The sequence below is a fragment of the Streptomyces sp. NPDC093085 genome (genome assembly GCF_040683935.1).
Classification (GTDB): Bacteria; Actinomycetota; Actinomycetes; order Streptomycetales; family Streptomycetaceae; genus Streptomyces.
In genome coordinates this window covers 1,197,272-1,209,903 of record NZ_JBFBFB010000001.1, presented here as the reverse complement: position 1 = coordinate 1,209,903, position 12,632 = coordinate 1,197,272, and the positions used below count along the sequence as shown (strand labels likewise).

9 protein-coding genes are annotated in these 12,632 nt (G+C 73.3%); 4 read left to right on the top strand and 5 right to left on the bottom strand.

Annotated features, from left to right (window positions below; genetic code table 11):
- Nucleotides 1-74 precede the first annotated feature (74 nt).
- The 5 genes from AB0O07_RS04940 to AB0O07_RS04920 form a co-directional block, all read right to left on the bottom strand.
- On the bottom strand, nt 75-1,574 hold the full coding sequence (locus AB0O07_RS04940; protein WP_365626877.1) for a DUF6777 domain-containing protein: 1,500 nt from the start codon (nt 1,572-1,574) through the stop codon (nt 75-77).
- Between the two features lie 215 nt (nt 1,575-1,789).
- A complete protein-coding gene (locus AB0O07_RS04935; RefSeq protein ID WP_365626874.1) occupies nt 1,790-1,960 on the bottom strand; it encodes a hypothetical protein in 171 nt (56 codons plus the stop codon).
- A 240-nt stretch (nt 1,961-2,200) separates the two neighbouring features.
- Nucleotides 2,201-3,700 (bottom strand): SDR family NAD(P)-dependent oxidoreductase, encoded by a 1,500-nt coding sequence (locus AB0O07_RS04930; protein WP_365628014.1) that lies wholly within the window; start codon nt 3,698-3,700, stop codon nt 2,201-2,203.
- Between the two features lie 157 nt (nt 3,701-3,857).
- Nucleotides 3,858-4,598, bottom strand: a complete 741-nt coding sequence (locus AB0O07_RS04925) for a GNAT family N-acetyltransferase (RefSeq protein WP_365626871.1) — start codon at nt 4,596-4,598, stop codon at nt 3,858-3,860.
- 232 nt (nt 4,599-4,830) lie between these two features.
- Nucleotides 4,831-7,416 carry a PA14 domain-containing protein gene (locus AB0O07_RS04920; RefSeq protein WP_365626868.1) on the bottom strand — a complete coding sequence of 862 codons (2,586 nt, stop codon included), beginning with the start codon at nt 7,414-7,416 and terminating at the stop codon, nt 4,831-4,833.
- Between the two features lie 121 nt (nt 7,417-7,537).
- Here AB0O07_RS04920 and AB0O07_RS04915 point away from each other — a divergent pair, with 121 nt between their 5' ends.
- The 4 genes from AB0O07_RS04915 (at nt 7,538) to AB0O07_RS04900 (ending at nt 12,632) form a co-directional block, all read left to right on the top strand.
- Nucleotides 7,538-8,575: a LacI family DNA-binding transcriptional regulator gene (locus AB0O07_RS04915; protein WP_365626865.1), complete on the top strand. Its 1,038-nt coding sequence runs from the start codon at nt 7,538-7,540 to the stop codon at nt 8,573-8,575.
- A 263-nt stretch (nt 8,576-8,838) separates the two neighbouring features.
- A complete protein-coding gene (locus AB0O07_RS04910) occupies nt 8,839-9,921 on the top strand; it encodes an ABC transporter substrate-binding protein (protein WP_365626863.1) in 1,083 nt (360 codons plus the stop codon).
- 94 nt (nt 9,922-10,015) lie between these two features.
- On the top strand, nt 10,016-11,674 hold the full coding sequence (locus AB0O07_RS04905) for a sugar ABC transporter ATP-binding protein (protein ID WP_365628011.1): 1,659 nt from the start codon (nt 10,016-10,018) through the stop codon (nt 11,672-11,674).
- Nucleotides 11,667-12,632 carry an ABC transporter permease gene (locus tag AB0O07_RS04900; protein WP_365626860.1) on the top strand — a complete coding sequence of 322 codons (966 nt, stop codon included), beginning with the start codon at nt 11,667-11,669 and terminating at the stop codon, nt 12,630-12,632. Before AB0O07_RS04905 ends, AB0O07_RS04900 begins: the two co-directional genes overlap by 8 nt.

Here is a 12,632-nt window from a genome sequence, read left to right as displayed (position 1 = left end):
AGCCGTCCCGGGCGGGGCCGTACGGGTGTGACCGATGGGTGCGGGGCGTGTGTACGGGGCGCCGCGCGCCCTGGTCAGCTCGGGTGGGCGCGGTCGTCGGGGAGGGCGGCCCCGTCCGGTCCCGGCGGCGGGAGGGCGCCGTCGTCCGGGAGCGGCCCGAGGTCGTCGGCCGGGGCGTCGGGCAGGGGGCCGGTATCGGGGGCGAGGCCGGCACCGTCCCCGCCGTCGGGTCCGCCGTCCGGTACGGGGGCCGGCTCGTCCGGCGGGGGCTCCGGTGCGGCGGGGGCGGTGGAGCGGCCCCCGCGCGGCGGGGCACCGGAGGGCGGGACGCCGCCGCCGGGCGGGGTGGACGGGGTCGGCCCCGTGATGGTGCCGGTGGAGCCGATCTCGCCCGGCAGCCGGACCGCCTCGGGGTCGGTGATGTCGGCCTCGGGGCCGTACGGGGGCGGGTCCTGCGGGGGGCGGTCCTCGCCCCCGTCGGTGCCGATCCGCCGCTCGACCCAGGCGTGGTCGACCAGGTCCACGATGATCAGGGCGTCGACGGGGCGCGGGGCGCGGTTGACGACGACGACACGCTCGGGGGCGTACCCCTTCCACGGGGTGCCCCGGTAGTCCATGGAGCCCTGGGCGGCGACCGGGGCGCCGACGGGGCTGCCGCCCGCGCAGCGCACCCGGGGCATGCCGTACTCGTCGACCAGGACGGCGGTGCCCGCCTGGAGCACGGACTGGAAGGAGGTGGCGGCCCCGTCACGGTAGCCGTGGGCGGTGACCCGGACATCGGCCCGCACCACCACGGGGGTCAGCCCGCGGAGGAAGTCGGCGACGGGCTGCTGCCCGAGGGAGGCCCCCTGGGCGAAGGCGCGGGACTTCGCCGGGTCCCCGGCGAGCAGGTCGGCCTGTCGCTTCACATCGCAACTGGCCGACGGGGAGCCGCCGTAGAGGCCGGGGGTGGAGCCGGGCAGGGCACGGGGCGCCCGCGCGGCGGTGGCCGCGCTCCGGGCGCCCGCCCGGCCGCGCCCGGGGCCGCGCGCGTCGTCCGTACCGCCGGAGACACGCGCGTCCGCGGCATCCGGGGCCAGGGCGGTACCGGGGTCGGGGAGGGCATCCGGGGCGGGGGCGGCACCGGGGTCCGGGGCGGAACCCGCGTCAGGGGCGGCACCCCTGTCAGAGACGGCACCCGGGTCCGGGGCGGCACCCCCGTCAGGGGCGGGACCCCCGTCAGGGGAGCCGATATCCGGGGAGGCGTCCCCGTCAGGGGCCACCGGGACCGGGGCGGCGTCCGGGGCAGGGGCGTCCCCCGGGGCCCGGGAGGCACCCGGGTCGGGGGCCGTCCCCGGGGTCCGGGAGACGGCCGGGGCGCGCCCGGCCGGGGCCACGGGGCCGGGGAGCGGGGCCGCCGTCGAGGCGGTGAAGGGGTCGGGGCCCGGCGCCGCGACGGGCTGGAAGTGCAGCTCCTTGCCGGTCGGCGCGGGCGTGCCACCGCCACCGCCGCCCCATCCGCAGCCCGTGGTGATCAGGACGCTCGCGGAGAGCGCGGCAAGCGCCGCGCTCCGTCGGCCGATGGGTGGGCACACCAGAATCTCCCGCCTTTTCCTCCGGAAATGTCCCCCTATCTCTGCCTGACCATTCGTCACCTCGCAAGCCGGGCGCACCCCGACACGCCCGGGGTGCGCCCGTATGCTCCCCGCAACCCGGGTTCCGGGAAGGGGTTCCGGCCCGCCCGCCGCCGCTAGGCCAGCGGTGCCGATGCCGCTCTCAGCCGGCTGTCACTCCCGGCCGGCTGTCGCCCTCAGTCGACGCCGGGGAGGATATGCGGCTCGGCGAGGTCGTCCTCGTACCCCGCGAGCCGGATCGGGGCCGATCTGGCCCACACCTCCAGGTTGCCGATCCGCTCGGGCTTCCGGCCGCGTTCGGCGGGGTCCGGCGGGTTCTCTTCCCGCTGGGTCACTTCTGGGGTCACCGCGCACTCCTCTGTGTCGGGTAACTCTGGGACAGGGCTGTTCCGTCGCGGTGGCGCCGTTGTTCGGACGGGACCGCGGCCGTGATCGAGGGCCTGTCCCGGCACGGCCGTGGGGATGGTGTGTCCCCTCCGTGGCCGTGCATGCGTATCAGAGTAACCAGATGAGCGGTGGTCCGCTCGATAGGGCTGGCTTTCGGGTGAACTTCCGGCCAACCAGCCCAGTTCCGTTGGCCCCGGACGTCACCAGTTGGCGGGCGCGTAGTCCTTCAGGAAGCAGCCGTACAGGTCCGCGCCGCTCTCGCCGCGCACGATCGGGTCGTACACCCGGGCCGCGCCGTCGATCAGGTCGAGGGGGGCGTGAAAGCCCTCGTCGGCGAGGCGCATCTTGTCCGGATGCGGGCGCTCGTCGGTGATCCAGCCGGTGTCGACGGCCGTCATCAGGATGGCGTCGGTCTCGAACATCTCCTGGGCGCTGGTGCGGGTCAGCATGTTCAGCGCGGCCTTCGCCATATTGGTGTGCGGGTGCCCGGCGCCCTTGTAGCCCCGGCTGAACACCCCCTCCATCGCGGAGACGTTGACGACGTACTTACGGTCGGCGGCGGCCCGCGCCATCGCCGGGCGGAGCCGGCTGATGAGGATGAACGGCGCGGTGGAGTTGCAGAGCTGGACTTCGAGGAGTTCGACCGCGTCGACCTCGGAGACCGTCTGCACCCAGCTGTTGGTGTCGTGCAGGTCGGGCACGAGGCCGCCCGCGTCGATCGCGGTGCCCGCCTCGATCCTGGCGAGCGTGGCGGAGCCGCCGACCAGGGCGAGCCCGGTGACGTCGGAGGCGCTCAGCGCCTCGGCGCCGCCCGCCGTCAGCACGGCCTGGGAACCGCTGCCGAAGGCGCCGATGACCTGGGAGGCGGGCAGCTCTCCGGCCGGGAGCGGCGCGGACTCGGCGGCGAGCAGTTCGCTGTAGGCCCCCGGGGAGCGGCGTACGGTCTGCGCGGCGTTGTTGATCAGGATGTCCAGCGGGCCCTCGGCGGCGACGGAGTCGGCGAGCGCGACCACCTGGCCCGGGTCGCGCAGGTCGATGCCGACGATCTTCAGCCGGTGGATCCACTCGTCGCTGTCCGGCATGGCCTTGAAGCGGCGGATCGCGTCGGCGGGGAAGCGGGTGGTGATGGTGGTGTGGGCACCGTCGCGCAGCAGCCGCAGCGCGATGTACATGCCGATCTTCGCCCGGCCGCCGGTGAGCAGCGCGCGGCGTCCGGTGAGATCCGTACGGGCGTCGCGGCGGGCCCGGTTCTCGGCGGCGCAGGTGCGGCAGAGCTGGTGGTAGAAGGCGTCGACCTCGGTGTAGCGGGCCTTGCAGATGTAGCAGGAGCGGGGGCGGCGCAGGATGCCCGCGATCTCGCCGACGGTGGAGGAGGAGGGCAGCAGGCCCTGGGTCTCGTCGTCGATGCGCTCGGCGGAGCCGGTGGCGGTGGCCTCGGTGACGGCCTTGTCGTGGGCGGTCTTGGCGGCCCTGCGCTCCTGGCGGCGGCGCTGCTTGACCGTACGGTAGATCCCCGCGGTGGCGCGCCGGACGGTGATGGCGTCGGGGTGGTCGACGTCGAGCTGGTCGAGTTCGTCCAGTACGGAGAGGCAGACGGCCATCCGCTCGGGGTCGATGCCGGGACCGAACCCCTGCCCCCCGGCCGGCTCCTGGGCCGCCTGGCTCCCGCCGTACGCCGGGCTGTCCTCTGTCACCGTCATCGTCGCTGCCATTCGTCGGAACGCTGTTCACTGATCGCTGGGCCGGCGAATCGCCGGGGCCGGTGCCGGGGCACCGGGGGTGCTGTCCGGCGCCCGCGCCGTCACCGCTGGTCAGGAGGGTACCGACGGGCGCGGGGGCCGACAAAATCCCATCATCTTATCCGGCGGTGACCACGGCCCCCGCCGGTACCCGGACGCCCAGGAAGGAGGTGTGCCGCCGGACCCGGAAGCCGAGCGTCTCGTAGAGCCGTACGGCACCGGTGTTCTCCGCCGCGGCGTGCAGGAACGGGGTGTCGCCCCGCTCCCTGATGCCGTGCGCGACGGCGAGTATCAGCCGGGCGGCGAGGCCCTGGCCACGGAATTCCGGCGCGGTGCAGACGGCGCTGATCTCGGTCCACCCCGGCGGGCGCATCCGCTCCCCCGCCATCGCGACGAGGGCGCCGTCCCGGCGGATGCCGAGGTAGCTGCCGAGTTCGATGGTGCGGGTGAGGAAGGGGCCGGGGCGGGTGCGCTCGACCAGGTCGAGGATCTCCGGTACGTCGGCGGGGCCGAGGCGTACGGCCTCCTCGTCCGGGGCGGCGGCGAGTCCGGCGTCGACCATCTGGACACCGTCGGCGTGGAAGGTGACCTCCCAGCCGGCCGGTGGTTCCCCGGCGTAGCCGGCCAGCGAGAGGGCGCCGCCGGGTCCGGTGAAGGCCGCCACGTCCGCCCAGTCGACCGGACCGGACCCGTCGGGCAGGGCGAACCAGGGGGCCACGTCGGCCGGGTACCGCAGCAGGCTGCCGTACCGCTCGGCGAAGGGCGCGTGGGGGCCGGTGAGCGCGGCGCGGACGGGGTTGTCGAGCGGGTGCGGGGTGCCCTCCTGGTCGGGGGCGGGGCGTGGCACGTCGTACGGCATGGTCAGAGGTCCTCCGGCGGTCCTGCGGGGTCGGTCGCGGCGCGGACGGCGGTGTCCTGGGCGACATCAGTCTGCAATGCCGGACGGGTCGCGGAGTATTCCGGGTGTGCCGAGGACCGCTCTCCCGGCAGGTGCTCCCCCGGGCGGGCGGGCGCCCGGCGCGCCACGGCCCCGGGCCGTCCCTGGCGGGGACGGTCCGGGGCCGGGTGGACCTCGTTTCCTCAGGGGGCCGTCAGGAGGTGGCGCACTTCATGGTGGCCGGGTCGGCGGCGTCCCGGATCAGCGCCTCGTGGGCCGCCTTGAGCTTGGCCGCGTCGGGCTTGAGCACCTTGCGGTCGTAGGTGAGCAGCCCGTTCAGCTCGCCCTCCACATCGGCGATCTGGGTGTAGACGGCGCCGTTGCTCCCCCGGCAGGCGAGGGCGCGCACCTTGGCGAGTTCGGCCAGGTAGGCATCGGTGTACGCGGCCTGGTCGACCCCTACATAGGTGTGCTGCACGGGCCAGGCGTGGCCGGGGACGGCGAGGCCGAGGCCGCCGTACTCGCCGCTGACCAGCGCCCGGCTGCCGTCGGGTGCGGGCAGTTGGGCGCTCGGATAGCCGTGGGCGTCGGCGATGTCGCCGTTGCCGCCGTCGACGGCCCCGCAGCAGTTGACCCCGCTCATGTTGTTGATCAGCCGGGTCGGGTCCCAGGACTTCGCCTGGTCGGCGATGCGGGCCTGGTCGTACTGGCCCCACCCCTCGTTGAAGGTGACCCACATGATCACCGAGGGGCTGCTGCTGTGCTGGTCGATCATGCGCTTCATCTCGTGCTCGTACTGGGCCCGGGAGGCGGCGTTCGGGTTGACGGTGTTCATCGCGGGCATGTCCTGCCAGACCAGCAGCCCGAGCCGGTCCGCCCAGTAGAACCACCGGTCGGGCTCGACCTTGATGTGTTTGCGCACCGAGTTGTAGCCGAGCTTCTTGTGCGCCTTCAGGTCGGAGGCGAGCGCCTCGTCGGTGGGCGCCGTGTGCAGCCCGTCGGGCCAGAAGCCCTGGTCGAGGGTGGCCATCAGGAAGGTGGGGGTGCCGTTGAGGACCGTTCTCGGGGTGCCGTCGACCTTCTCGACGGTCAGCGAGCGCATCCCGAAGTAGCTGCCGACGCGGTCCTTGCCGGCCGTGACCTCCAGCCGGTAGAGGTGCGGGTCGTCCGGCGACCAGAGGTGCGGGTCGCGGACGGGGAGGGTGAGCGCGGAGCCGCTCCGTCCGGTGACGGTGGCGACCTTGCGCCGGCCGTCGTACGCGGTGGCCGTGACCGGGACGCCGGCGCGGAGGCCGCGTACCTCGACGGCGAGCTTCTCGCCCGGGACGTCGGGGGTGAGCTTCAGGGAGCCGATGTGGTCGGCGGCGACCGGCTCCATCCAGACGGTTTGCCAGATCCCGGAGGACGGGGTGTACCAGATACCGCTGGGGTCGAGGCGCTGTTTGCCGATCGGCGGGTTCTCGCCGTCCCGGGAGTCGGTCGGGTCGTAGACGCCGACGATCAGCTCCTGGGTGCGGCCGGGCTTCAGCGCGTCGGTGACATCGGCGGTGAACCGGTCGTAACCACCCTTGTGCTCGGTGACCTTGACGCCGTTGACATAGACCTCGGCCTGCCAGTCGACGGCGTCGAAGTTGAGGTTGAGCCGCTTGCCCTGGCCGACCTGCCAGGTGGGCGGGACGGTGAAGGTGCGGCGGTACCACATCCGCTCCTCGTGCCGCTCGACACCGGAGAGCTGGGACTCCACCGGGTACGGGACGACGATCTTCTCGCCGAGGGTCCGGCCGACCGGCGGCCGCTCGCCCTTGGCCGCGGCGGCGAACTGCCACTGCCCGTTGAGGTTCTGCCACGCGTCCCGGGTCAACTGGGGCCGGGGGTACTCGGGGTGGGCGTTGCGCGGCCCGACCTCCTTGGCCCAGGGGGTGGAGAGCTGGTACGTGGAGGTGTTGCGGCCGCTGCTCCAGAAGGCGTCGACGGGCTTGCCGGACGCGGCGGCGAGGCCGCCCTCCCCGTCGTACCGGACATCGGCCATGCCGCCCTTGCCGACGACGGGTTCCTTCAGGGTGACCAGGAGCCGCCGGGCGTCCTTCGGGTCCTTCCGCACGGTGCCGAGCGGCCAGGGGGCACCGCCGATGACCGCGTCGAGGTGGCCGGTGAGGCCGGCGGGCGGGGCGGCGATCTTCTGGGCGAAGTCCAGGGCCAGGGTGCGGCCGTCGGGGAGCACGGTGGCGGTGAGGGCCCCGTCGTAGCTGAAGCCGTCGGGCAGCCGGAAGGCCGAGGAGGGTACGGGCACCTTGGTGGAGCCCGGCTCGGTCCAGCGGAGGTGGAGGTTGGAGCCGCCGTAGTGCTCGAAGTACTCGACCTTGATGTCGTACGCCTGCCCCTTGGTCAGCTCGACGGGGTCGGCGGTCTGCTCGACGTCCCAGGTGTCGACCCAGTTGTCGATGAGGAGGCGGCCGTCGACCCAGAGCCGGAAGCCGTTGTCGCCGATCATCGAGAAGGTGTGGGCGCCGGAGACGGCGGGGACGACCTTGCCGGTCCAGCGGACGGAGACGTCGTCGGACTGTCCGGTGGTGGCGGCCAGCCGTGGTTCCAGGTTGTCGAAGTCGATCTGCGGGTCGAAGACGGTGGCCTTCAGCTCGTGGAAGTCGAAGGTGCCGGAGGCCGAGTGAGTGTAGTACTCGCCCTTGAGCCCGTGCGCCTCGACCGGGTCGTCCGCGGCCGAGGCGGCGGGGGCCGCGGTGAGTCCTGCGATGCCGAGGATCACGGCGAGCAGGAGGGCCAGTTTTCTTCGGATGCGCACGAATCCTCCTTGCGAAGAGAGGGTGGCGGCTCGTTGCGTCAGTCTGTACAACGTTGGAAGGAACGGCAGTTGGCATGAGAACACGCCGTTACGGCACTGTCCAGAGCCTGGGAGAGCATGGGTGACCGTCAGCCTCAAGGACGTCGCGGAACGCGCGGGCGTCTCCATCAAGACCGTGTCGAACGTGGTCAACCACTATCCGCATGTCACCCCGGCCATGCGGGCCCGGGTGCAGCGGGCCATCGACGAGCTGGGGTACGTGCCGAACATGACCGCCCGTCATCTGCGCAAGGGGCGGACCGGGATCCTCGCGCTGGCCGTGCCCGAGCTGGGCAACCCGTACTTCGCGGAGCTGGCGGGCGCGGTCATCGACGTGGCGGCCGAGCACGAGTACACGGTGCTGCTCGACCACACCGGGGGCGGCCGGGAGCGGGAGATCCTGGTGAGCCAGGGGTTCCGGGCCCGGGTCATCGACGGGCTGATCCTGAGCCCGATCGAGCTGGCGGCGGAGGATCTGCGCGGCCGGGACCAGGACGCGCCGCTGGTGCTGCTCGGGGAGCGGGAGTACGACCTGCCGTACGACCACATCGCGATCGACAACGTGGCGGCGGCCCGCGCCGCGGTGCGCCATCTGCTCGCGCTGGGCCGCTCCCGGATCGCGTTCCTGGGGGCGCGCACCGACCGGGTCAACGAGCCCTCGCAACTGCGGCTGCGGGGCTGGCGCGAGGAGCTGACGCTGGCGGGGGTGGCGGCGCCGGAGTCGCTGATCGCCCCGACGGGCGGCTGGGCGCACGCGGACGGGGCGGCGGCGATGGCCCGGCTGCTGGACTCGGGGGCGCGGCCCGACGCGGTCTTCGCGTACAACGACCCGATCGCCATCGGCGCCATGCGGGTGCTCGCGGAGCGGGGGCTGCGGGTGCCCGGGGACGTGGCGGTGGTGGGGTTCGACGACATCACCGAGGGCCGGTACGGGTCGGTCACCCTGACCACCGTCTCGCCCGCGAAGCAGACCATCGCGCGGCTCGCCGTGGAGTCGCTGGTGAGCCGGCTCGACGGGGCCCGGGGGCGGTCCGGGGCGCCGGTGCCGGGACCCGGCAGGCGCGAACTCCGGGCGGAATGGCGGCTGGTGGAGCGGGAGTCCACGCTGGGGCGGGGGTGAGACGTCCGGGCGGGGCGGCCCCGCGGGCCGGGCGGGCGCTTCCCGTACGCGGGAGGGCGCGTTTCTCGTCACCGCGGGCGCGTTTCTCGTACATGGGAGGGCGCGTTTCTCGTACGAAGGGTTTACACCGCCCCGTACAACGATGTAAAAACCCTTCCGAAGCAGCGCAGCAGGACCGTGCACCGTGCAGCCCAGCAGACCGTACGAGCCATGTCCCGGGCGGTGTTCCGCGTCCCGGGGCCGTGCCGAGATGGGGTTCCGCCATGAAGCCTTCCGCTGTCCGCACCACCACCACGACCGCTCTCGCCGCGAGCCTGGTCGCCGTCCTCGCTCTGGCCGGATGTGCCAAGGGCGAGGTGGAGGCTTCCAGCGACACCGCGACGGCCGGGGGCCGCGACCAGGTGGTGGCCTCCCCCACCGCCGGGAGCGGGGAGACCTGCACCGTCGAGGAGTTCGGCGGGAAGAAGCTCGACCTGGCCGGTGCCACCGTCGGCTTCTCCCAGTCCGAGAAGGAGGCCAACCCGTTCCGGATCGCGGAGACCGCCTCGATCAAGGCGGAGGCCGCCGACCGGGGTGTCGAGCTCCTCACCGCCAACGCCCAGTCGCAGTTCTCCAAGCAGATCAGCGATGTCCAGGACCTCATCACCAAGGGCGCGGACCTGCTGGTCATCGCCCCGCTCAACTCGGACGGCTGGGGCCCGGTGCTGCGCTCGGCGGCGGCGAAGAAGATCCCGATCGTCACCATCGACCGGAAGATCAACGCGACGGCCTGCAAGGACTATGTGAGCTTCATCGGCTCGGACTTCGTCCAGCAGGGCGAGCGCGCCGCCGATCAGATGATCGAGGCGACCGGTGGGAAGGGCAAGGTCGCCATCCTGCTCGGCTCGGCCGGCAACAATGTCACCACCGAGCGCACCAAGGGGTTCAAGGACCGGGTCGCGGCGAAGGCCCCCGGCCTCCAGGTGGTGTTCGAGCAGACCGGCGACTTCGCCCGGGAGAAGGGCCAGCAGGTCACCGAGCAGCTCATCCAGTCCAACCCGGACATCACCGGGATCTACGCCGAGAACGACGAGATGGGGCTCGGCGCGGTGGGCGCCCTCAAGGGCGCGGGCAAGAAGCCGGGCGATGTCAAGATCGTGACGGTCGACGGGACGCGCAACGCGGTGCAGGGCATCGTGGACGGCTGGATCTCCGGGGTCATCGAGTCCAATCCGCGCTTCGGGCCGCTGGCCTTCGCGACGCTGGACGCCTTCACCCGGGGCGAGAAGGTCTCCCAGGACATCGTGATCGAGGACAGCGCCTACACCCCGGAGAACGCCAAGGCCGATCTGGGCAAGGCCTTCTGACGTGCCGTCGGATTCCGAGGCCGCCCGGTCCTCCGGCCCCGGGCGGGCTCCGGGCGGGCAGGCTCCGGGCGGGCCGGGTCCTGGCGGGCCGGGGCTGCTCTCCGTCACCGGGCTGACCAAGTCCTTCCCCGGCGCGCGGGCGCTCGACGGGGTGGACCTCGCCGTCGGCCCCGGCGAGGTCCATGCCCTGATCGGCGAGAACGGGGCGGGCAAGTCCACCCTCATCAAGGTGCTCACCGGGGTGTACCGGCCGGACGGCGGCGAGATCGTCCTCGACGGTGCGCCGGTACGGTTCGCCACCCCGCTGGAGGCCCAGCACGCCGGGATCTCCACCATCTACCAGGAGGTCAACCTCGTCCCCCTGATGAGCGTGGCCCGCAACCTCTTCCTGGGGCGCGAGCCGCGCGGCCGGCTCGGGCTGATCGACTTCGGGCGGATGCACCGCGCCGCCGACGAGGCGCTGCGCTCCCTCGGCCTGCGGGTGGACGTCCGCCGGCCGCTCCGCTCGCTGGGCGTCGGCGCCCAGCAGATGGTGGCGCTGGCGCGGGCGGTCTCGGTGGACGCGCGCGTCGTGGTGATGGACGAGCCCACCTCCTCGCTCGAACCGCGCGAGGTGCGCACCCTGTTCGGGGTGATCCGGATGCTCAGGGAGCGCGGGATCGCGGTGATCTACGTCAGCCACCGGCTCGACGAACTGTACGAGATCTGCGACACCGTCACCGTGCTGCGCGACGGCCGCCGGGTGCACGGCGGCCCCATCGCCGGTCTGGAGCGGCTGCGGCTGGTCTCACTGATGCTGGGGCGCGAGATGGGCCAGGTGCGCGGCGAGGGGCGCACCAAGTTTTCCCACCAGCACGGCTCCCACCAGCACGGCGCCGGCGGGCCCGGTGGCGCCGGAGCGTCCGGTACACACCGCGAACCGGTCCTGGAGGCGAGCGGCCTGACACTCCGTCAGGTTCTGCACGGGGTGTCGGTCCGGGTGCGGCCCGGCGAGGTGGTCGGGCTCGGCGGGCTGCTCGGCTCCGGCCGTACCGAGACCGCGAAGGCCGTGGCGGGCGCGCTCGCCCCGGAGAGCGGGCGGGTGGTGGTGGCGGGGGCGCCGGTACGGACGGGGTCCACGCCCGCCGCGATCCGGGCCGGGATCAGCCTGCTCCCCGAGGACCGCAAGGCGGAGGGGATCGTGCCGGGGCTCTCGGTACGGGAGAACATCGCGCTGGCCGCGCTGCCGGGGCTGGCCCGCTTCGGGCTGGTGGACGACGCGCGGATCGACCGGCTGGTGGAGACGTTCATGAAGCGGCTGCGCATCAAGGCGGCGGGGCCGCACCAGAAAGTCGGCGAACTCTCCGGCGGCAACCAGCAGAAGGTGCTGCTCGCCCGCTGGCTGGCGATGCGCCCCAAGGTGCTGCTGCTGGACGAGCCGACGCGCGGTATCGATGTCGGCGCCAAGGCCGAGGTGCAGACGCTGATCGACGAACTCGCGGGCGAGGGGCTCGGGGTGGTGCTGATCTCCTCGGACATGGAGGAGCTGATCGAGGGCTCGGACCGGGTCGTGGTCCTCAAGGACGGTGCGGTGGTGGCGGAGCTGGCCGGGGCCGAGGTGACGGAGGACCGGCTGCTGGCGGCCATCGCGACCGGCGGCGCGGCCCCGCCTCCACCGGACGGAAACACGGGCGGGAACACGGACGGAATCGACGGGGCCGCGGACGGGACCGCGAGCGCGAATACGGTCGGGGACGGGGGCGGCCATGACTGAACTCGCGGCGGCGCGCCGCGTACCGCTGGACCGGGCCCGGCTGACGGCGCTCCTCCAGGGGTACGGGGTCTACGCGGGCGTGGCCGTCCTCCTCCTCGCCAACACCCTGTTCACCCCGCACTTCCTCTCCGCCGAGAACTTCCGCACCCAGGCCGTGCAGGTGGCGCCCGTCGTCATCGTGGCGCTGGGCATGGCGCTCGCCATCGGCAGCGAGGGCGTAGACCTCTCCGTCGGCGCGGTGATGGCGCTCGCCACCTCTCTGCTCTCCCTCTACCTCGGGTACGGGCCATGGGTGGCGCTGCTCGTCGCGCTGGCGGGCGGGGCCGCCGTCGGGGTGGCGAACGGGGCGCTGATCGCGTTCATCGGGGTGCAGCCCATCGTGGCGACGCTCGCGCTGATGGTCGCCGGGCGCGGTCTCGCGCTGGTGCTCCTCCCCCAGCTCAAGGATGTCCGGGACCCGGGGCTCGCCGCGCTGGGCTCCGGGGATCTGCTGGGGGTGCCGTATCCGGTGGTGATCGCGGTGGCGCTGGCGCTCGCCGTGGGGTTCACCGTACGGCGGACGACCTTCGGCAGGCAGTTGCTGGCGATCGGCGACAGCAGGCCCGCCGCCCGGCTCGCGGGGCTCCCCGTCCGCCGGGTGCTGATCCTGGTCTATGTCGGCTCGGGTGTGCTGGCCGCCGTCGCCGGGGTGGTGGCCACCGCCCGGCTCCAGGCGAGCGACCCGACCTCGCTGGGCACGCTGATGGAGCTCTCCGCCATCACGGCGGTCGTGGTGGGCGGTACGCCGCTGAGCGGCGGCCGGATCCGGATCGGCGGGACGGTGGCGGGCGCCGTCCTCATCCAGCTCCTGACCGCCACGCTCATCAAACACGACCTGCCGCCGTCCTGGACCCAGATCGCCCAGGCCGTGGTCATCGTGGCCGCCGTCTACGCGGCCCGGGAACGGGGGAAGCCGTGA

What these genes read in the sequence shown, in the direction of transcription:
- AB0O07_RS04930 (WP_365628014.1), bottom strand. Translation starts at nt 3,700, where the DNA reads ATGACGGTGACAGAGGACAGCCCGGCGTACGGCGGGAGCCAGGCGGCC.
- AB0O07_RS04925 (WP_365626871.1), bottom strand. Translation starts at nt 4,598, where the DNA reads ATGCCGTACGACGTGCCACGCCCCGCCCCCGACCAGGAGGGCACCCCG.
- AB0O07_RS04910 (WP_365626863.1), top strand. Translation starts at nt 8,839, where the DNA reads ATGAAGCCTTCCGCTGTCCGCACCACCACCACGACCGCTCTCGCCGCG.
- AB0O07_RS04900 (WP_365626860.1), top strand. Translation starts at nt 11,667, where the DNA reads ATGACTGAACTCGCGGCGGCGCGCCGCGTACCGCTGGACCGGGCCCGG.